Origin of the sequence: Flammeovirga sp. EKP202, assembly GCF_014534745.1 — a bacterium.
GTDB lineage: Bacteria > Bacteroidota > Bacteroidia > Cytophagales > Flammeovirgaceae > Flammeovirga.
Window position 1 is genome coordinate 16620 of record NZ_JACVVP010000007.1, and the last position, 20311, is coordinate 36930.

The window sequence follows — 20311 nt, forward strand, 5'->3', positions numbered from 1 at the left end:
TATGTTTATGAATAAAAGACTAAAAACTGCATTCGGTGTTGCTATGATGGCAACAGCATTGCCTTTGATGACTTCAGCTCAAAACGTGAAAGGGTTGACTGTACATGAATCAGAAGATTCTCCCACAAAAGAATTAAACTTTAGAGCGAATAATTTAACGGAAGCTCCAAACATTGTATTGGTACTTTTAGATGATGTAGGGTATGCGCAGATGGGACATGTAGGTGGACAGATTGAGACTCCTGCTTTTGATGAAATTGCAGATAAAGGTTTGACTTATTCTAGATTTCATACTACGGCATTATGTTCTCCTACAAGAGCGGCATTATTGAGTGGTAGAAATCACCATACTGCAGAGACAGGAGTAATTATGGAATTAGGAACTGGTAACTCAGGTTATACTACTGAAATTCCAAATGAAGTAGGTTCTTTCGCTAAGGTTCTTCAGGAGAAAGGATATTCCACTTCTTGGTATGGAAAAAACCATAATGTTCCCAACTGGGAAGCATCGTTTACAGGACCTTTTGACCGTTGGCCCAATGATTTAGGTTTTGATTATTTCTATGGTTTCTTAGGAGGAGATACTGATCAATTCCACCCTGCTTTAGTAGAAGACAGAAAAAGAGTTACTTCACCTGAAACCAATAAAGATGGATCTCCTTATCACTTGACAACAGATATGGCAGACAAGGCGATCAACTATGTACAATCTGTCAATGCGGTTGCTCCAGACAAGCCTTTCTTTGTTTACTTTGCTCCAGGTGCTGCTCACGCTCCTCACCAAGCTCCTGCTGAATATATTGAAAAATATAAAGGGAAATTTGATGCAGGATGGGATGTCTACAGAGAGGAAGCTTTCAATAATATGAAAGCCAAAGGTTTAATTCCTGCTGAATCTAAACTGACTCCTCGTCCGGAATCATTGCCTGCATGGGAAAGCTTGAATGAAGAGCAAAAAATGGTTTACGCTCGTATGATGGAGGTGTTTGCTGGTTTTACTGAACATACTGACGTACAGATCAAACGCCTATATGATGCCATTGATAAAATGGGCAAGTTAGACAATACTATTTTCATCTACATTGCTGGTGACAATGGTGGTTCTGCTGAAGGTGGTCAAGAAGGTTTATTGAATGAGATGGCTTTCTTTAATGGAATTCCTGAGAAATGGGAAGACAAAGTGGAAGCTGTAAAATCAAATCGATTGGGATCTGAAGATTACTTCAATCATATGCCTGCAGGATGGGCTTGGGCTGTCAACTCTCCTTACCAATGGACAAAACAAATTGCGTCTCACCTTGGTGGTGTAAGAAATGCAATGACGATTTCTTATCCTAACGGAATTAAATCTAAAGGTGAAGTGAGAAAGCAATTTACTCACGTAACAGATATTGCTCCTACTATTCTTGAGGTGGCAGGAATAGAGATGCCAAAAGAAATTGATGGCTATACTCAAAAACCTTTGGAAGGTACATCAATGGTTTACTCGTTTGACAACGCAGAAGCAGAAGAAACGCACACGACTCAGTATTTCGAAATTGCAGGAAATATGGGTATTTACCACGATGGATGGTGGGCAGGTGCCATGAGAAATATCCCTTGGGTATCAGAATCTACTGCACATGTTGAAATCACGGACATGAAATGGGAATTGTATAACCTTAAGGATGACTTCACACAGTCTAAAGACTTGGCGGAAGAAATGCCGGAGAAATTAGAGTACATGAAATATATGTTCTTCGCTGAAGCTTCAAAAGCTAACGCGCTTCCAATTGACGATAGAAGAACGGAGCGTTTTAGAAGTACATTCCGTCCTTCATTGACTGCCGGTCAAACTTTGTTCAACTATCCAAATGGCTTAAGGTTACCTGAAGGAGCTACTCCTTTTACTAAGTTCATTTCTCACACAATGGATGCATCACTTGAAGGTGGATATAAAAAAGGTGATCAAGGGGTGTTGATTACTCAAGGTGGCCGTTTTGGAGGTTTTGTTTTAAGAATTGACAAAGCAGGTTATGTTCATTATGAATACAGTAATACTGCTGATGTGTATAGCATTAAAACAAACTCAAAAATACCTGCAGGTACTAAAAATGTGGTCGCTAAGGTAATTATGGATGAGAAAAAACCCTACACAGCTTCTACCATTTCAATTTATGCTGATGGCAAAAAAATAGGCGAAGGACGTATTGAAAAAACAATACCGAACCTATTCTCACTAGATGAAACATTAGATATTGGGCAAGATACAGGAACGCCTGTTACTAAAAATTATAGTATCAAAAAATCTCATTACACTGGACAACTGAACAGTGTGGCTCTAGAATTAATCAACGAGTACGGTAATACTCAAACTTCTAAATAATCGATTTACAAGTTTGATAATTAAGTTATTAGTTAAAAAGTCAGTGGATTTTCTGCTGACTTTTTCTTGTTACAGAAGGTCTTTCGCCAAACTTGGCATAATACCTTTTACTAAAATGAGTCAGATCTGTATAGCCAAGTTCTACACTAATTTGACTCAAATCTTTATCGGTATGAGTGATCATATGTTTTGCCTCTTCTAACCTATGATGATTGAAAAACTGTAAAATTGGTTTTTTATATACCTTCTTAAATGTTTTTTGAAGTTTGGACTCACTCATCCCATATTTCTTCATCAATTTCTTTAAATCAGGCACTTCTTTAAAGTCTGATAGAATATCATCTTTCAATTGAAACATTAAGTTTAAATCATTTTTATGCACTCCATATACAACATTTTCAAGCCCGTCTTCGAAAGATTTCTTTTGCAAAATGCTTAGCACTTCTATCATTTTAGAAAGCAGCATACCTTTCTTTACCACAGGGTCTTGCATATAGAAATCCAGCTCCGATATAATCTTATCGTATTCAGGAGTAAGAGTATCATAATAAAACCAAGCTTCTTTTTTATGGATTAATTCATTCAGCTTATGATCGGAAGAGTAGATAAACTTATCTATCATTTGAACAGGAATTCTCATATAGTACCACCTGATGGGCTGATTGATAGAATAATCAATGTAAAACTCCTGATTACTATTATAAACATATAAAGAATTGAGTAAAGTAGATTTCTTTTTGGTTTCAGAAGTAAAATCTCCAGATTTCCCTATTCTTATACTTACAAAATGCTCCTTTTTACCAGTTTGATTTAATACTCGAATCGGCACCTTCAAATTAAGATTTGTCACTCCACAAAACATTCTTGGAAAATACTCATAGTAAGTCATATCAATCACTCCAAATTTCTCACTATCCAACATTAGATGGTTTCCATTGACTACCCCTCCAAACTCTTTTTCTATAAGGTCATAAGATGAGTTGGGATTTGTTTCGTCAGTTCTTATCTCAAGTATATTTTCTTCCATAACTATCCTCTTAATTGTATAGACAAGTTAATTAAAAATGACTTTTTAAATGATTTACAGTACTAGCAATAGCATTAATAATTTTGAAAGCACCTTGTGAAATCTCAGTATTTTGCCTCTTTCATACCAACCCTTGATACAAACATACTACTATTTCACTCTCCTTACCCCCTACATTTGTTACATCAACAAATCAAAAAAGTATGTTTACAAGTAGAAAATTACACAAAATACTATCTGCTTTACTAATCATTGCAATATTACCAATTAGTATAAAAGCACAAAACGTAAAAGGCCTAACAGTTCACGAATCAAAAGATTCGGCACCTGCACAGCTTAATTTCAGAGAGAACAATTTACAAGACGCTCCCAACATTGTATTAATTCTATTGGATGATGTAGGATATGCACAAATGGGTCACATGGGTGGTCAGATCGAAACTCCTGCATTTGATGAAATTGCGGATAAAGGATTGACTTATTCAAGATTCCATACTACGGCACTTTGTTCTCCTACAAGAGCTGCTTTATTATCTGGTAGAAATCATCATAAAGCTGAAACAGGAGCTATTATGGAATTGGGTACAGGTAACGATGGTTATACAATGAAGATGCCTAAAGAGACTGGTACTTTTGCAAAAGTGCTTCAACAAAAAGGTTACTCTACTTCATGGTACGGTAAAAACCACAATGTACCGGATTGGGAAGCTTCTTTCACAGGTCCTTTTGACCGTTGGCCAAACGATTTAGGTTTTGATTATTTCTATGGTTTCCTTGGTGGTGACACAGACCAATTCCACCCTGCCTTGGTTGAAGATCGTAAAAGAATCACTGCTCCTGAAACTAACGCTGATGGTTCTGAGTACCACTTAACAACGGACATGGCTGACAAAGCAATCAACTATATTCAATCAGTGAATGCGGTTGCTCCTGACAAACCTTTCTTAGTATACTTCTCTCCAGGTGCTGTTCACGCTCCTCACCAAGCGCCAGCTGAATATATCGAAAAATACAAAGGAAAATTTGATCAAGGATGGGATGTATACCGTGAACAAGCTTTCAATAATATGAAAGATAAAGGTATTATTCCTGCAGATTCAAAATTAACTCCTCGTCCCGAATCATTACCTGCATGGGATTCATTGACTGATGAACAACGCATGGTATATGCTAGAATGATGGAAGTATTTGCTGGATTTACTGAGCACACTGATGTTCAAATCAAACGTCTTTATGATGCAGTAGAAGAAATGGGTAAACTAGACAATACGGTCTTTATCTATATTGCTGGTGATAACGGAGCTTCTGCTGAGGGTGGCCAAGAAGGTTTATTGAATGAGATGGCTTTCTTTAATGGTATTCCTGAAAGATGGGAAGATAAAGTGGAAGCGGTAAAATCAAACCGTTTAGGTACTGAAGATTACTTCAACCACATGCCTGCAGGATGGGCTTGGGCAGTCAACTCTCCATACCAATGGACAAAGCAAGTGGCTTCACACTTAGGTGGTGTTCGTAATGCAATGGCTATCTCTTATCCAAAAGGGATTAACAGTGAAAGTGAAGTAAGAACACAATTTTCACACGTTACTGATATTGCTCCTACAATTTTAGAATTGGCTGGTATTGAAATGCCAAAGGAAATTGATGGGGTAAATCAAGAAGATTTAGATGGTGAATCATTAGTCTATTCTTTTAATGATGAAAAAGCACCAGAAGAACATACCACTCAATATTTCGAGATTTTTGGTAACATGGGTATCTACCACGATGGTTGGTGGGCAGGTGCTTTACGTACTATTCCATGGCATGTTGCAGCTGAAGATAAAGAATTAACGGATTTAAAATGGGAGTTATATAACTTAAAAGACGATTTTTCTCAGTCTAAAAACTTAGCGAATGAAATGCCTGCTAAATTGGAATATATGAAATTTATGTTCTTTGCTGAAGCGGCTAAAGCAAATGCGTTACCTATTGATGACCGTAGAACAGAACGTTTTAGATCTACATTTAGACCTTCACTTACAACAGGTTTGACATCATTTACTTATCCAAATGGATTAAGAATTCCTGAGGGGGCTACACCGTTTACCAAATTCCAATCTCACTCGTTAGAAGCGAATCTAGAAGGATATAAAAAAGGAGATCAAGGTGTATTAATTACTCAAGGAGGACGTTTTGCTGGGTTTGTATTGAGAGTTGACAAAAGCGGCAACGCTTACTATGAATATTGTAACGCTGTTGATAAATATTCAATCAAATCTTCAGCTAAGATTCCTAACGGCACAAAGAGTATCAAAGCAACAGTGATTATGGATGAGAAAAGACCCTACACACCTGCTACAATTACGCTTTATGCTGATGGTAAAAAAATTGGAGAAGGAAGAGTTGAAAAGACTGTTGCTAACCTATATTCATTAGATGAAACATTAGATGTTGGTAAAGATTCAGGAACAGCAGTTACTGACAATTACAAAGTAAAGAACTCAAAATACAGTGGGCTACTTAAGAGTGTGACACTTAATATTATCGAAGAATACAACAACGTATCGAAGTAATTTTTTGAATCGATTGATTGTTAGATAGCTCAAGGCATAATGTCTTGAGCTATTTTTCATGTATTATATTCCAAATCGATATTGCATCCCCATCATCACAAAATCATTACCTGTCCCTTTTCCAAATTCCCCTCTGAGTGTAAAGTTTTCACTCACTTCGTAATTAAAACCAAACTGAACACTCCAATGGTTGATAATATCTTTCTGTATACCATAATTAACATCAGAAGATAATAACCCTTCTACAGCAGTTCCAATTCCAATTAGAATTTCATTCTGTTTTTCCAGTTTTGCAATTTGAAGCCGATCTCCTGGATTGGTGGGATCTAGACTTTCAATTTCTTCATTATTTGCAGCCACACGACGATCAATCTCAGGTAACAGTTCAGCTCCCAAATTGGGCAATGCTTTTTGAATGGCAATATTACCGTTATTTCCTTTTTGATTCACAAAACCCCTATACATTCCTCCTACATACAATGCCAACATACTACCATTCTTAAAACGAATCCTATCACCTACACGAGCAGATATTACTGAAAAAACGGCAGGTTCTTCGAGCAATTCAGAAGAAGACCATGTGATATTACCATCCACTGAAAAGAAATAATCTTTATAGATCTTTCCCACTAAAGTAGTTCCGAACCCATAGGAATTGGCCGAAAAGTCGACAATACTGGTTACTTCAGGCAATGATATCACAAGATTCCCATCTTCGTCAAACCATCTTGGCTGCAATGACACCTCTGTTGTACCCGTACTATTGGTATATATTCCATAAACATTGAGAAAAGGAAATACCCATACATCAGCCCTTAAATTCATACCGTTTGTTCTGGCAATCGTATTATTGAAATTCAAATTCTCTAATGTGACATATTCTGTGATTAATTGGTTCAAGTTGGAATTTGGATCATCTCCAATCGTCATATTAAAAGAACTAATTTCTAAGTCCATTCGGTTGTAAACATAATTGACATTTAGACCATAAGGTAATTGAATTTTATAACCTCTTTCAGCTGCTTTTTTACCCCAAATAGGCATGCTGTAGGGCCATTCGTAAGATTCATTATTATTTTCAGTTTGTCCATAAGAAGATAGAGTAAAGATTGCGAGAAAAACAGTTAATATTTTTTTCATAATTAATGGTTTAGAATTGAAGAATTAGATGCTTTAAAATTCATGAATACGGGTCAGATTATAGTTGGTAAAGTACCTATTTGAGTCTTTAAGTAATTTACCTAACAGTATAATTCAATAGTTAATTTTGGGAATATCAATTTTAGGATATTAGCCCTTACTAAATATATTATTTTACTTTATAATTTCATATGTGATAAGTCGTTGATTTCCATTAAAAATCAATGCTTTTCCAAATTTTCATATGGTGACCTAAATCTATAATCTACTAATAGGATGATTTAATGAATTCCTTTCACTTTCGAATTACTCAACATTACGTATTTCTTCTGAAGGTCTTTTTCCTAAAAACTGTTTGTAAACTCTACTAAAATGGGATAAATCTGTATAGCCTAATTCAATAGCAATTTGGGTAAAATCATGATGGGTTGTTCGTATTCTTCTTTGTCCTTCCAATACTCTTTGATGATTAAAAAAATGTAGAATCGGCATTTTAAATACACTTTTAAATCCTCTTTGCAATTTGGATTTACTCATTCCTTTCTCTGCACTAAGCTGACTCACATTGGGTATTTTAGTGAAATCGGCAATTATTTCATCTTTCAATTGAAGCATTACATCCAAATCATCAGGGTGTATATCATAGGCTATATTACTCAATTTATTTGCGGTGCCATGTTCTCTTAATCTTGTGATGATTTCAATAGCTTTGGATAAAAAAAGTCCCCTTCTCACTACTTTATCATGCAATACATTATACATTTCATTAATCAAAACTTCAATATTTAAAAGCATTGGACTGTAATAAAACCAAGGTTTGGGGTTAGAGATTAATTGATAAAAATCGGAAGATTTATCAGTTCCGAGCAAGTCATAAATATCTTTTGGAAAACGAATAAAAAACCAACTCATTTTAGTCTTAGCAGGATAAACAATCTTAAATTTCTGAAGATTATTATAAATATAAATACTATCTTTTTGTTGTGCTTGAGAGTGTTTTTTATTAAAATCCCCAATTTTTCCAATTCGAATACTTACAAACTGACGATCAGTGATAGGATCATTTTCAAAGATCATTTCTTCACTTAATTCCAACTCTGTAATACCAACATACAAGCTATTCATATAACCAAAAGTCACCGATTGTATTTTTCCAAAATCATTATCGGATGCATATTCTTCTCCATTCCAACTACCATTAAAGCGTTGTGCTAAGTTTTCAAAAAATAGAAATGGATTGGATTCGTCGCCTTTGACTATCATGATGTGTTATAGGTTTTGAAGTTGGTAAATTACATTTACAGTGCAAAAGATATTAAGATCAGCATCTAATCCCTAAATCTTTGATATTATTAGCCATAAAAAAAGCACCAAAATGGATGAACCACCTTGATGCTTTTTAAAAATTTATAACTAAATGCTACTTCGCATATAATTTCTCTCTTAATTCTTTGATTTGCTCAGAGTTGATGTACTCGTCATACGGCATGTGTCTGTCGATGATACCGTTTGGCGTTAATTCAATTACTCTATTACAAACTGTATGGATTACCTCATGGTCATGTGATGACATTAAGATATTTCCAGGGAACTTCATCAATGAGTTGTTCAATGCTTGAATCGATTCCAAGTCCAAGTGGTTGGTTGGTGAATCTAAGATCAAACAGTTGGCATCAGACAACATCATTTTAGACATCATACAACGCATTTTTTCACCACCTGAAAGTACTGAAGACTGCTTGAAGATCTCCTCACCTGAGAATAACATTTTACCTAAGTAACCTCTGATAAATGCCTCTGAAGTATCATGAGAATATTGACCTAACCAATCCACTAAGTTTAAGTCGTTTTCGAAGAACTCTCCGTGTTCCAATGGTAAGTAAGCCGTTGTGATTGTTACACCCCACTTGAATTCACCTTCGAAATCAGTGTCATTTTCATTTAAGATTTCAAATAAAGCCGTCATCGCTCTAGGGTCTCTAGAGATGAAAACGATTTTATCATCTTTCTGCATATTGAATTCAACATTTTTGAAGATCGTTTCACCGTTGATTGATTTCGATAAACCTTCTACTTCTAAAATGTTGTTACCTGCTTGTCTTTCTGGAGTGAAGATAATACCAGGGTATTTTCTTGATGAAGGCTGAATTTCTTCAACGTTCAATTTCTCCAACATCTTCTTACGAGAAGTTGTTTGCTTTGATTTGGCAGCATTGGCAGAGAAACGAGCAATGAATTCTTTCAATTCCTTGATTTTCTCTTCCGCTTTCTTGTTTTGTTGTGCTTGCTGACGCGATGCTAACTGAGATGATTGGTACCAGAAAGAGTAGTTACCCGAGAACAATGAAATCTTTTGGAAGTCAATATCCACAATCTGCGTACAAATCGAATCTAAGAAGTGACGGTCATGGGAAATTACCAATACCGTTCTATCAAAGTTGGCCAAGTAGTCCTCTAACCATGAGATTGTCTCTTGGTCCAAGTCGTTGGTAGGCTCATCAAGTAATAAGTTATCTGGTTTACCAAATAAAGCTTGTGCCAATAGTACACGTACTTTTTGCTTACCACTTAAATCTGACATCATAGAGTAATGCAAGTCCTCAGGAATAAACAAACCACTCAATAAGTTGGCTGCATCCGACTCAGCATTCCATCCATCCAAATCCTCGAAACGCTCAGTCAATTCTGATATACGGATACCATCTTTCTCGTTGAAGTCCTCTTTAGCATAAAGTTCTTCCTGCTCTTTTTTGATCGCCCATAATTCATCATGACCCATCATTACAGTATCAAGAACAGTACACTCATCGAATTCGTGGTGATCCTGCTTTAATACAGAAAGTCTTTCACCTTTACCAATAGATACACTACCTCTTGTAGGATCTTGTGCACCATAAAGTGTTTTCATGAAAGTGGATTTACCTGCACCATTTGCTCCGATGATGCCGTAGCAGTTACCTTCTGTGAATTTAAGATTTACGTCTTGGAAGAGCACACGCTTACCAAATTGTACTCCTAAGTTTGAAACTGTAATCATTATATTGTTATGAGTATTTCTAAATTATGGTGCAAAAGTATAGGAATGTTTTAAGTAGTACAAAGAGATGGTATAAATACTTCTGAATGAGGTGCAAATTGTTGAATAAAAGCGGATATAAACTCAGATATTTTAATTTACGAAGTTAATTTTTAACTATTTTTATTTCATTTTTGGATTTCCTAGATTAAAATATCTTTATTCTGTTGAGGCTTACCTTGAATTCTCTCTCCAATAACTCTACCTTTGCACCATGAATGATCAAATCGCCGTACTTCTGAAAAAGTACAAAGACCTATCAAAGGAATCAGAGCATGAAGCTGCTGCTAAAATTGCTAAAGAATATATCTCAGGAAAATATAGAGAAAGAGTAATTGAGGCTGCTTTTGAAATGCTAAACGAAGCTGATAAATATGATGAGGACCATCCACTTGGAGGGTATTATTATGTGATTTACGAAATGCTGCACGCAGGTGCTTACCTTCTGGCAAAAGAAGACAAGAGCTAAGAACATAAATTTTAGAATAAAAAAATAAGGCTACCTTTATAAAAGTGTAGCCTATTTTTGATTGATAATTAGGTATCTCTTATTTTTCCAATTAATTATTTCCATTTTAAATTTCTATTCATTAGTCGTACAACAAGAAAGAACCTTACAAAAAAAATAATTATTTTTTTAGAGCATCCTTTATTTTTTCTTTTTTCTCTTCCGAAAGCGTCAATTCTTCATCACTTTTGTTCATAAAAAAATGCCTTAAGGTATGGTCCAGTTCTTCTGATAAACGTTGGTACTTTCTACATTTTGCACATAAAAATACGTGAAGGTCAAGCTGAAACTGCTCTTTTTTTGTGAGGCCGAAGATATCTTTCTTTTCAATAAATTCAGTAGCTTTTTTACAAGATATTAACATAATTCTAAAGGGTTAATCTTGGAACCAATTCAGTTCTATACAATTTCTTAAATTTAACTTTGCGCGGTGAACGATCTGCCAATAGTTTGACGTGGTAATCGAAAGTTCCTTACAGATATCATCCGCTTTTTTGTCTGTGAGGTATTTACCTACTACAGCAGTCTTCCATTTTTGAGGTAATTTTTCCAAACATGAAGCAAATGCTTCATTAAAACCAGGGTTATCCAACAATGTTACATCCATTGTAGACCAAAGTGTTGGATTGTTGTGCTTATCCCAAGATTCATTTTTTTGAAAAAAAGCAGACTGATTCTCATATTTCTCTTTTACCTTTTCTTTTCTAAAGTGGTCCATCATTTTATGTTTCAAAATAGAATGAAGCCACGTTTTTGGAGAGCTTTCCCCTTTGTAACGTTCTACAGATTGATAGGCCGCCACAAATGTATCTTGTACTAAATCTTCTGACAGATGCACATTTTGTGTTCTCTTTAGAGCCCAAGCAAACAATTCATCTGAATAGTCATTTACCCATTCAGATACGTTGTCAACAGTATCCATAAAAAAGTGGTTTAAGTTACGAGAGCAGTTCTGAAACAAACATATTAGTGAAATTCAGAAAATACTCTAAATAGTTTCAGTTCTAATATTGCACTTTCTTTTTTTCTTTTAATACAAAATTTCTTTTTAGTTATCATTTTATATATAGCTTTCTATTTTATAAAGTAGTAATGATCAATCGTCCAACTCAAACTCCTTCATTTCTTCGGGTGTCATTTTATGACATGTTGTTAGATGATCGCAAATTTCTTTGATTACAAAATCAGTTTCTTCTTTTGTAAGTTGACCTGCTTTGAAAAACAATACTTCACCAGTTTTATCTACTAACAAAATCGTAATAGCATTATTACAATCTCCAGTATTCCACTCTTTTTGTAAAGTGCCTTTCGGGTCGGTCAACACCAATGCGTTTGCTTCTCTTTTAGATCTTTTACGTAACATCCTCAGCATAAACCGTATAATAGGGTTCGGCAAAGGGGTATCTTTTAAGTTTACAATTCCATAAGCCAAAAATTCATCCAGCGGAAATTTCCATTGTTTACTCTCGGTCACAAACTCATCATTTTGATGAGGATTATCAGGGTCAGGATAAAAGATCAACAAGACCTTCTCTCCAATTCCGGGAGTGATGTAAGGTTTATTTTTTAGGTCCCTTAATTCTATTGGAAAAATAGTATCTCCCCTCTGCAAAAAATGTTGGCTTTCTTTTTCCTGAGCGAGAAGAGTATTTGCCAGTAAAAAAAGGACTATAAATGTAAGTTTTTTCATTTTAAAAAAATAAACCGATGCTAAACAAACAATCAAAATGCAGAATTGTTTTTTATTGTACTTATATGTTTTAACTTATACAAAAGTCAGTACATCCTTAAAACACTCGTTATCTGAGTGTTTAAAGAACACAAATTATTATGAAATTTGACCAACAAACAATTAAAAACACCATTATTCTTCTCAGAATCCCTTTTTCAATTTACTTAATGCCTGTTTACTTTTTTGCACTAAGCCAAACGGAAGAAATTGATTGGGTAAATGCTCTCATCGTTTTTTTAATATTACACCTTTTGGTTTATCCAGCAAGTAACGGTTATAACAGCTATATGGATAGAGATACGGAGAGTATAGGAGGTATTGAGAAACCTCCCCTGCCCAGCAATCTGCTTTTCTGGTGTACTCTAACCATGGATTTTCTTGCAGTCAATATTTCACTTTTCTTCCTGAACTCCGCTTTTACAGTGCTTATGGTCGCCTATATCCTGATGTCTAGAGCTTATAGTTATAAAGGTATTCGACTCAAAAAATATCCTATTCCAGGATTCTTAACAGTGTTCATCTTTCAAGGTTTTGTTACATTTTGGATGGTGAATGAAGGAATTACTACTTCTGAAAGTTCATTTTTCCAATCCGATTTAATTTATGCTGCTTTAGCCACATCCTTTATGATTGGCGGTGCATACCCTATGTCGCAGATCTATCAACATAAACAAGATGCGGAGAGTGGAGATCAAAGTATAAGTATGATGCTTGGTATAAAGGGTACCTTTTATTTTGGGATGGCTCTTTTCGGAATTGCCGGAGGACTGTTATTCTATTATTTTGAAATACTACAACAAGGTTCTTTTATAACTTATATCTTTTTCTTGCTTCCTCTTTTAATTTGGTTTCAAATATGGATGTTTAAAACCTTTAAAAATGAAAAAGAAGCTAGTTTTCATAACTTAATGCGAATGAACAACATATCTGCAATTTGTATGAATTTATGTTATATATTTTTCGCATTTCAAAACCATCTCGATTTTTCTTGGTTTTAACTATAAATGATCAACAGTTATTGATTGAACTCTAACTGAGATCAGCATAAACAAAACATTATTTTTTTCACTCAATAAAAATCACCTTCTCTTAACACTCTTAAAGTATTAAAATGACCTATATCCATCAAATCGCTACTGCAGTACCAGAAAACAAATACGACCAAAAAGACATTTTGGAATTTATGCAATCTACTTTATCTGAAGAGGAACATAGAGAGAAGAAATTAATGGCTTTGGTTTCTAAAAATAGTGGTATTAATACAAGGCATTCCGTTATCAACAACCTTTATGATTATTTTCTAGAAGGAACCGTTCCTGATATTGAAAGTAGAATGTTACTTTTTGATCAGGCTGCATTAAAGCTAGGTGTAGAAGCAGTGAAGAAATGTATTACTGAAAGTCAACTTCAAGAAATTACACATATCGTTACCGTTTCGTGCACTGGGTTATCTGCACCAGGACTTGAAATTGCTTTGATGAAAGAATTAGAGCTACCTTCAAATCTCATCAGAACTACCGTCAACTTTATGGGCTGTTATGCCGCTTTTCATGCTTTAAGAATTGGTGATCAAATCTGTAAAAGTAACCCCAATGCAAAAGTATTGATCGTTGATGTAGAATTATGTTCTATTCATTTTCAAAATGAAAAAGACGATGATAACATTCTCGCCAATACTTTGTTTGCTGATGGGGCTGCTGCTGTATATATGTCAAATGACGATACGATTCCATCTATCTATGAAATCGGCAGCTTTTTCTCTAAACTTCTCCTGAGTGGTGAACAGGATATGGCTTGGAAGTTAAGTAAGACTGGCTTTCAAATGCGGTTGAGTAATTACATCCCAAAGTTGATAGAAAGTGAAATTGCCAATATGCTTTCAGATGTAGTCGCACAAACCGGCTTAGGCTCTCAAGAACTACAATGGGCATTTCATCCCGGAGGTGTTCGAATTTTAAAAGCAATCAGCAACGTGTTGGAGATCCCTAAAGAGGAAGTTCAAGCGTCCTATGATGTATTAGCGAAACATGGTAATATGTCTTCAGTAACGATCCTTTTTGTATTGCTGCTCATGTCAAAAAATGAGTCTAAGGGTCCCGTTTTTTCTGCTGGATTTGGCCCTGGATTAACCATGGAAGCCATGACTTTAAATAAGCTGTAGACATGATTAACTTAGAAACACGTTCCAGAGAATTGGAACTATTAGATCAACCACAAATTCCTACACCTGATTTATATCAAAACCTCAAAGAACTACATTTTATCAATACTTATTTAGGAGGGTATCAAGTTGTATTTGAAGGTATCAAAAAAATCCTTCAAAACACCTCCAAAGGACAAAAAGTAAGAATATTAGATATTGGCAGTGGTGGTGGAGATACTTTAAAAGCCATTTATCAGCATTTCAAATCGGATTATCAACTAGAATTGGTGGGTGTTGATCTAAAAGAAGATTGTATTCAATATGCTTCAGATAACTGTAAAGCACTACCCATTCATTTTGTACAATCTGATTACAGAGAGTATTTGTCTGAGGGAAACTCTTTTGATTTGATCATCTGCAGCCTTTTTTGTCATCATTTACCTTCAGAAGATTTATCAGAATTGTTTTTCAAAATCAAAAAATATGCTACAAAAGGGTGTATAATGAATGATCTACACCGCCACTTTTTAGCTTATTATAGTATAAAATGGCTAACTAAAGCCTTCTCTAAATCTTATTTGGTGAAAAATGATGCTTGCCTTTCTGTCGCTCGAAGTTTCTCCAAAAAAGACATTCAAAATATTATGGATAATGCCCAAATCACAAATTACAAATTGTATTGGAAATGGGCTTTTCGTTGGCTTTTAATTTTTTAAGTGATGTATGATGTATGTATAATTGGAGGTGGTTTAGGAGGTCTTTCACTAAGCATCCAAATGGCTGACCTTGGTTGGAATGTTTTACTTTTAGAAAAGAAAGAATATCCTTTTCATCGGGTTTGTGGAGAATATGTCGCGGCCGAATCATGGGACTTTTTGAGAAGAATTGGCATTGACGACAACGCATTACAGTTGCCTAAAATTACAGACCTTTTAGTCAGTGCTCCCAACGGAGAATATTTAGAAAGTGATTTGACCTCTGGAGGAATTGGTATTAGCCGCCATCTATTAGATGATTCTTTATATAAAATTGCTCTTCAAAAAGGAGTCACCGTTTTAACAAAAACTACAGCTCAGTCTATCCTGGAAATTTATCAATACTGGGAAATCACTACGCAAAAAGAGACTTACATTGCTCGAAGTGTAGTAGGTGCTTTCGGTAAAAGATCAAACCTTGACCATAGACTCAACAGGTCTTATATTGACAATAGCAAATCGAGATTAAATCATTTTGTAGCAGTAAAATACCATCTTAAAGGCGATTTTGATGCCCATAAAATTGAGCTTCATAATTTTGAAGGTGGATATTGTGGTCTCTCAAAAGTAGAAAATGATATTTTATGCATGTGTTACATGGTGAGTGGTAAAGTATTTTATAGAGAAGGAAATATTGAGAACTTAGAGAAAAACGTACTTCAGAAAAACCCTTTTCTCAAGAAATACCTTCAATATACTCGTCTTTGGAAAAAACCTTTAAGTATTGCTCAAATTGATTTTTCAAAAAAAGATATTATAGAAAAAAACATTCCTATGATCGGAGATGCCTCAGGTCTAATCGCCCCTTTATGTGGCAACGGTATGAGTATGTCCATACATGCGAGTGTGATCATCGCTCCACTCCTCCATCAATATTTAAACGATGAATTGATATGGAGTGAAATGAATGATGAGTATGCTAGACAATGGAAGCATCATTTTAAAACGAGACTTAAAGCCGGAAGACTCCTTCAGCAATCGTTTGGTAAAAACTTTATCACCAACATCATTTTACAGCTATTGAAAGGCTCAAACAAAACCACTCAAAAAATAATAGAAGCAACACATGGAGCAACATTCTAATACTTTAACCTCCTATTAAATCTCCTTCAAAGGAACTCCTGTCTCTTGCATTGAAACCTTTTTTACTTCTTCAATGATTTCACCTGTTCTTAAGATATCCTTTTTTAAGAAACCTCCAATCTCTGCTTCTACTAGAGGTCCTTTTGTGATACCTCCTCTTATATTTTGAATCTTAAAGTTATGAGGAAGTTGTAATAATTGACGGAAGAAGGATACTCCTTGATCATAAAAATTATATTCCTTGGTATTTTCCCAAAGACATAACATGCCATCTAAATCATAAGAAGCAATTGTACCTTGGTATTTTGGTAAAATCTGATTGACTTGATGTGTATAATCTTGAAGTGCTTTTAACTGACCATTAATTTCAGATACACCATAATTCCATCTTACATACAAGGCAACATATTCTTTTTGCTTGGGTTTGTAAAACCTTGAAAATACCATATCAAAAAGCTCAGTAGTACCCATAAATTTGTCTACCTCAAATATAAAATGGTATAACCCAAAAAGAACAAACATATAAATCCATCTGGCTAGGAAAAAATTGGAATTAAAAGAAGCAATAAGATGGTGCAGCGCTTCTCTGAAAGTAAGATCATCCGAAACCATTCCTTTGATAATATCTTCAAGCACAATGGCCATAAAAATGACAACAGTGTAAAGTAGTGATTTCATTATGACTACATTCAAAAGTTTTGTCCGACCTAGTTTTAGATCGATTCCAACCGTTTCAAGAATGACTACAATTTTACCGATAAGGGCTGCAGAAAAGGTGGCAGCACCAAAATATCCTACTTTTAACTCTACTTCCTTCACCATCAAGCCTACCAAAAGTACTAACAGATTGAAACCGACAGCAAAGTAAGAAGTTACTAAAAAGGTCTTTTTAACTTCGTGAATAATTTTGTCTTTGAGCTTACTCATTTCTCTTTGGTTCGTGTTTTTGAATATAATTATTTAATCTACTCATTTTATCTTTCATATAATACCCCGAAACTATAATTGAACAGATATCTGACACAAAAAATGAAACCCATGTTCCTTTTAAGCCCCAAAAGTAGGAGAATATTAAAACCATTGGAATTCTGAATAATACTTGTCGATTTAATGTCAGTAGTAATGCATCTTTTGCTCGACCTAAAGCTTGTGCAAACATACTCGAAATCACACCTATGCCTATCAAAGGCAGTGCAAGCATGACTCCATAAATTGCGGGTATACTTTGTTTTATAAGTTCATCATTTTTCGTAAAAAGGGAAGTTAATTCTGTATCAAATAAAAAGATTACAGCAACGATTACAGTATTGATAATGATACCATACTTGATAGACTCATAAATCACTTGCCGTACTCTTTTAAAATCCTTTGAGCCATAATTGTAACTACAAATGGTTAGAAACCCTTGTGCAAGACCTATAATTGGGAACGTTGCTAGCATAAATAATCGACTAATGATGCCATACACTGCCACACTAATTTCTCCACCGTAATCAAACAAAATGTGATTTAAAAGTATTGCAATAATACTAGACGATCCCTGCCTTGCAAATGACGCTGTTCCCAAAGCCAATGTCTCTTTAATTATTTCGGCATCCCACACAAAAGCGGCCGCCGTAAACTTAAGAACGGTGTCTTGAAATAGATAATAATGTGCTATATATATGAAACCAAAAATGTATGAAAACAAGGTAGCTATGGCTGCTCCCTTCATTCCCAAGCCAAGCCCTGCTATAAAAATGGGGTCTAAAATCATATTGGTGACACCCGGCACAATCATGGCCATCATTGCCTTTTTTGCCTTCCCTTCTGAACGGATGCCATTATTACTCATAATCGATAATGTAAGAAAGGGCATTCCCCATATAACAATGGCATAGTACTCTTGAGCATAGGAATAGATCTCTCCGTTGGCACCAAAAAACAGTAAGAGTCGTTCTTCAAATAAAAAGCCAATTACTATAGCGATAAGTGTCAAACCGAGAGTAAGTAAAGTTTGATTTCCAAGAATCTTTACGGCTCGTTTAGGATCATGTCCCCCCAAGGCTCTAGCAATCAAGGACGCTCCACCCATTCCTATAGCCATACCAATACTTTGAATCAACATCACTAAAGGTGCTACTACAGAAATTCCGGCAATACCTAATGCTCCTACCCATCGACCTATAAAAAAGGTGTCGACCATTTGATAAAGCACAATGACCATCATTCCTGTTGCTGCTGGTACCGAAAGTTTGACTAATAGGCTTCTAATATTTTCTTTTCCTAAATCAGGGTTATCATTGCTCATTGTTTGAAATTGTTTAGTTAAATGGAATTGCAATCCTAAAAACTGACCCCTTCCCCTCTTCTGATTCACACACAATCACACCTCCATGCATTTCCACAAATTCTTTGGCAATAACAAGGCCTAATCCTGTCCCTTGCACATGTTCAGTGTTACTTGCTCTAAAAAATGATTCAAATAGGTTTGAAAAGTCAGAAAGAGGGATGCCAATTCCATGATCTTCAACTTCAATTCTCAATGCTTCTTCAGATGAAAATAATCGCAGGTAAACTTCTTTATCAGAATATTTAATGGCATTAGAAACTAAATTATCCAAAATATGTCCCATTAGTGTAGGGTCGATCCACACTTCATTCCTCTTCACTTCTTTATGAAGAATAATGTCCTGTTGCGGATGAGTTCTATTATTAAATTCCGTCAAATACTCATCAATAAATTGGTCAATCGAAATATTTTGAGGGGCAAAAGGAGTTTTCCCTGCTTCAATTTTACCAAGTTGCAATACCTCATCCAAGAGTAAGTTGAGCCTTTTAGATTCCGAACGCATCCTTGTGAAGAATTTTTCTATTTTAAGATCTCCAAGGTTCAATGCTCTCTTTTTAAGTGCCAACTCAATGATATCCATATTGGTCATAATGGTAGCTAGAGGCGTTTTGAATTCATGCGAAGCCATGGAAATGAACTTTGAACGCATCTCATTGAGCTCTTTTTCTCTGTCTAAATTTTTTCTTAGTTCAGTCTCTATTTTCTTCTGATCCATCATATTTCGGATGATCATAAAGTAAACGATCTGTTGAGAAATTGGTAATAAGGTCAAGCTAATTTCAGTGGAAAACTCTTCTCCATTTGATGTAAAGAATTGCCACTCAAAACGTAATTCCCCCTGAGCATCACAACTTTTTTGCATGGACTTAAATAAAGCAATAGATCTACCTCCCTTCATTTGCTCTCTTGGGGCGTGCCTACTCAGCCAGTTGTAAAAAGAAATCTCATTCACCTTACCAAATAAGTTGGTGACTTTTTCATTATAAATAGAAATATTGAATTGGCTATCCAATAAAAAATAAGCATCAGAGGATTTATCAAAAATGGTTTTAAACTTTTCCTTTTTCAACCTTAACTCATCTTTTTTGATATGAAGAAGCTCCTTTAATTCAATGTTCAAGCTTGATAATTTTTGTTCTTTCCGCTTAAGGTCAGTTATATCTTTGATAAGCATCAAGGAAGCGTTTTTATCAACAGGCAGACATTTTAAATCATAAGCCTCATTCCCCAATTGATATTCATAGGAACCATAATGATTAGGAATGTCATTCTTTAAATCATGAATGACCTCATTTGTAATAGGATAAATTGCACTGTTTAAGGTTGACTTCAGTGCCCTATCGTCATTAGTAAATGTCAGTTTCCAGTTTTTATCAAATACAAAAACATGGTCATAAAGCTTCTGTAATAGTAAATAAGAAGAATTTGAGTTTTTAGCATCAAGAATAAATAATAACAAAAAGACGGTTTCCAAACTTAGACCTATTCCACCAATAAGTCTTGTATTAGGAAAAACGAGTAAAATTGTCAATAAAATCAGTGATGCTATAGAGAATATTTTAGTCTTAGTATTCAAGCAATAAAATGATTAAGTA

Annotated in this window: 17 protein-coding genes; 7 read left to right on the forward strand and 10 right to left on the reverse strand. The window is 35.0% G+C overall.

Annotated elements, in window-relative coordinates:
• The first annotated feature begins 7 nt into the window (after window positions 1–7).
• Window positions 8–2365 (forward strand): arylsulfatase, encoded by a 2358-nt coding sequence (locus IC221_RS05630; protein ID WP_188168032.1) that lies wholly within the window; start codon window positions 8–10, stop codon window positions 2363–2365.
• Window positions 2366–2405: 40 nt separating this feature from the next.
• On the opposite strand, the gene IC221_RS05635 is transcribed toward IC221_RS05630, so the two are convergent.
• Entirely contained in the window at window positions 2406–3392 is a 987-nt protein-coding gene (locus IC221_RS05635) for an AraC family transcriptional regulator (protein ID WP_188168033.1), read from the reverse strand.
• A gap of 203 nt (window positions 3393–3595) precedes the next feature.
• Here IC221_RS05635 and IC221_RS05640 point away from each other — a divergent pair, with 203 nt between their 5' ends.
• Window positions 3596–5947, forward strand: coding sequence for an arylsulfatase (locus tag IC221_RS05640; protein WP_188168034.1), 2352 nt, complete (start codon window positions 3596–3598; stop codon window positions 5945–5947).
• A gap of 63 nt (window positions 5948–6010) precedes the next feature.
• Here IC221_RS05640 and IC221_RS05645 read toward each other — a convergent pair whose 3' ends face one another.
• The 3 genes from IC221_RS05645 to IC221_RS05655 all read right to left on the reverse strand — a co-directional run bounded on the left by IC221_RS05645 (window position 6011) and on the right by IC221_RS05655 (window position 10124).
• A complete protein-coding gene (locus IC221_RS05645; RefSeq protein WP_188168035.1) occupies window positions 6011–7087 on the reverse strand; it encodes a hypothetical protein in 1077 nt (358 codons plus the stop codon).
• A 306-nt stretch (window positions 7088–7393) separates the two neighbouring features.
• A complete protein-coding gene (locus IC221_RS05650; protein ID WP_188168036.1) occupies window positions 7394–8350 on the reverse strand; it encodes an AraC family transcriptional regulator in 957 nt (318 codons plus the stop codon).
• A 157-nt stretch (window positions 8351–8507) separates the two neighbouring features.
• Window positions 8508–10124 (reverse strand): ABC-F family ATP-binding cassette domain-containing protein, encoded by a 1617-nt coding sequence (locus IC221_RS05655; protein WP_188168037.1) that lies wholly within the window; start codon window positions 10122–10124, stop codon window positions 8508–8510.
• A 253-nt stretch (window positions 10125–10377) separates the two neighbouring features.
• Between IC221_RS05655 and IC221_RS05660 the strand changes: the two genes are divergently transcribed.
• Window positions 10378–10632, forward strand: a complete 255-nt coding sequence (locus tag IC221_RS05660; protein WP_169656753.1) for a hypothetical protein — start codon at window positions 10378–10380, stop codon at window positions 10630–10632.
• A gap of 160 nt (window positions 10633–10792) precedes the next feature.
• Here IC221_RS05660 and IC221_RS05665 read toward each other — a convergent pair whose 3' ends face one another.
• The 3 genes from IC221_RS05665 to IC221_RS05675 form a co-directional block, all read right to left on the reverse strand.
• Entirely contained in the window at window positions 10793–11035 is a 243-nt protein-coding gene (locus IC221_RS05665) for a hypothetical protein (RefSeq protein ID WP_188168038.1), read from the reverse strand.
• 12 nt (window positions 11036–11047) lie between these two features.
• Window positions 11048–11593 carry a sigma-70 family RNA polymerase sigma factor gene (locus IC221_RS05670; RefSeq protein ID WP_188168039.1) on the reverse strand — a complete coding sequence of 182 codons (546 nt, stop codon included), beginning with the start codon at window positions 11591–11593 and terminating at the stop codon, window positions 11048–11050.
• 174 nt (window positions 11594–11767) lie between these two features.
• Window positions 11768–12361, reverse strand: coding sequence for a YtfJ family protein (locus tag IC221_RS05675; RefSeq protein WP_188168040.1), 594 nt, complete (start codon window positions 12359–12361; stop codon window positions 11768–11770).
• A gap of 140 nt (window positions 12362–12501) precedes the next feature.
• On the opposite strand from IC221_RS05675, the gene IC221_RS05680 reads away from it, so the two are divergent.
• From IC221_RS05680 to IC221_RS05695, 4 genes are all read left to right on the forward strand, one after another.
• Entirely contained in the window at window positions 12502–13401 is a 900-nt protein-coding gene (locus IC221_RS05680; RefSeq protein ID WP_188168041.1) for a UbiA family prenyltransferase, read from the forward strand.
• 113 nt (window positions 13402–13514) lie between these two features.
• A complete protein-coding gene (locus tag IC221_RS05685) occupies window positions 13515–14564 on the forward strand; it encodes a type III polyketide synthase (RefSeq protein WP_188168042.1) in 1050 nt (349 codons plus the stop codon).
• 2 nt (window positions 14565–14566) lie between these two features.
• On the forward strand, window positions 14567–15262 hold the full coding sequence (locus IC221_RS05690; RefSeq protein ID WP_223241305.1) for a methyltransferase domain-containing protein: 696 nt from the start codon (window positions 14567–14569) through the stop codon (window positions 15260–15262).
• A gap of 3 nt (window positions 15263–15265) precedes the next feature.
• Window positions 15266–16384, forward strand: coding sequence for an NAD(P)/FAD-dependent oxidoreductase (locus IC221_RS05695; protein ID WP_188168043.1), 1119 nt, complete (start codon window positions 15266–15268; stop codon window positions 16382–16384).
• Window positions 16385–16399: 15 nt separating this feature from the next.
• On the opposite strand, the gene IC221_RS05700 is transcribed toward IC221_RS05695, so the two are convergent.
• The 3 genes from IC221_RS05700 to IC221_RS05710 are packed head-to-tail and all read right to left on the reverse strand — an operon-like array spanning window position 16400 to window position 20292.
• Window positions 16400–17311 carry a hypothetical protein gene (locus IC221_RS05700; protein WP_188168044.1) on the reverse strand — a complete coding sequence of 304 codons (912 nt, stop codon included), beginning with the start codon at window positions 17309–17311 and terminating at the stop codon, window positions 16400–16402.
• Window positions 17304–18674: an MATE family efflux transporter gene (locus IC221_RS05705; RefSeq protein WP_188168045.1), complete on the reverse strand. Its 1371-nt coding sequence runs from the start codon at window positions 18672–18674 to the stop codon at window positions 17304–17306. Before IC221_RS05705 ends, IC221_RS05700 begins: the two co-directional genes overlap by 8 nt.
• 13 nt (window positions 18675–18687) lie before the next feature.
• Entirely contained in the window at window positions 18688–20292 is a 1605-nt protein-coding gene (locus IC221_RS05710; RefSeq protein ID WP_188168046.1) for a PAS domain-containing sensor histidine kinase, read from the reverse strand.
• Window positions 20293–20311 lie beyond the last annotated feature (19 nt).

Bases quoted from the DNA above. Each gene is read 5' to 3' on its own strand.
- IC221_RS05630 (WP_188168032.1), top strand. From the start codon at position 8: ATGAATAAAAGACTAAAAACTGCATTCGGTGTTGCTATGATGGCAACA.
- IC221_RS05635 (WP_188168033.1), bottom strand. From the start codon at position 3,392: ATGGAAGAAAATATACTTGAGATAAGAACTGACGAAACAAATCCCAAC.
- IC221_RS05640 (WP_188168034.1), top strand. From the start codon at position 3,596: ATGTTTACAAGTAGAAAATTACACAAAATACTATCTGCTTTACTAATC.
- IC221_RS05645 (WP_188168035.1), bottom strand. From the start codon at position 7,087: ATGAAAAAAATATTAACTGTTTTTCTCGCAATCTTTACTCTATCTTCT.
- IC221_RS05650 (WP_188168036.1), bottom strand. From the start codon at position 8,350: ATGATAGTCAAAGGCGACGAATCCAATCCATTTCTATTTTTTGAAAAC.
- IC221_RS05655 (WP_188168037.1), bottom strand. From the start codon at position 10,124: ATGATTACAGTTTCAAACTTAGGAGTACAATTTGGTAAGCGTGTGCTC.
- IC221_RS05660 (WP_169656753.1), top strand. From the start codon at position 10,378: ATGAATGATCAAATCGCCGTACTTCTGAAAAAGTACAAAGACCTATCA.
- IC221_RS05665 (WP_188168038.1), bottom strand. From the start codon at position 11,035: ATGTTAATATCTTGTAAAAAAGCTACTGAATTTATTGAAAAGAAAGAT.
- IC221_RS05670 (WP_188168039.1), bottom strand. From the start codon at position 11,593: ATGGATACTGTTGACAACGTATCTGAATGGGTAAATGACTATTCAGAT.
- IC221_RS05675 (WP_188168040.1), bottom strand. From the start codon at position 12,361: ATGAAAAAACTTACATTTATAGTCCTTTTTTTACTGGCAAATACTCTT.
- IC221_RS05680 (WP_188168041.1), top strand. From the start codon at position 12,502: ATGAAATTTGACCAACAAACAATTAAAAACACCATTATTCTTCTCAGA.
- IC221_RS05685 (WP_188168042.1), top strand. From the start codon at position 13,515: ATGACCTATATCCATCAAATCGCTACTGCAGTACCAGAAAACAAATAC.
- IC221_RS05690 (WP_223241305.1), top strand. From the start codon at position 14,567: ATGATTAACTTAGAAACACGTTCCAGAGAATTGGAACTATTAGATCAA.
- IC221_RS05695 (WP_188168043.1), top strand. From the start codon at position 15,266: ATGTATGATGTATGTATAATTGGAGGTGGTTTAGGAGGTCTTTCACTA.
- IC221_RS05700 (WP_188168044.1), bottom strand. From the start codon at position 17,311: ATGAGTAAGCTCAAAGACAAAATTATTCACGAAGTTAAAAAGACCTTT.
- IC221_RS05705 (WP_188168045.1), bottom strand. From the start codon at position 18,674: ATGAGCAATGATAACCCTGATTTAGGAAAAGAAAATATTAGAAGCCTA.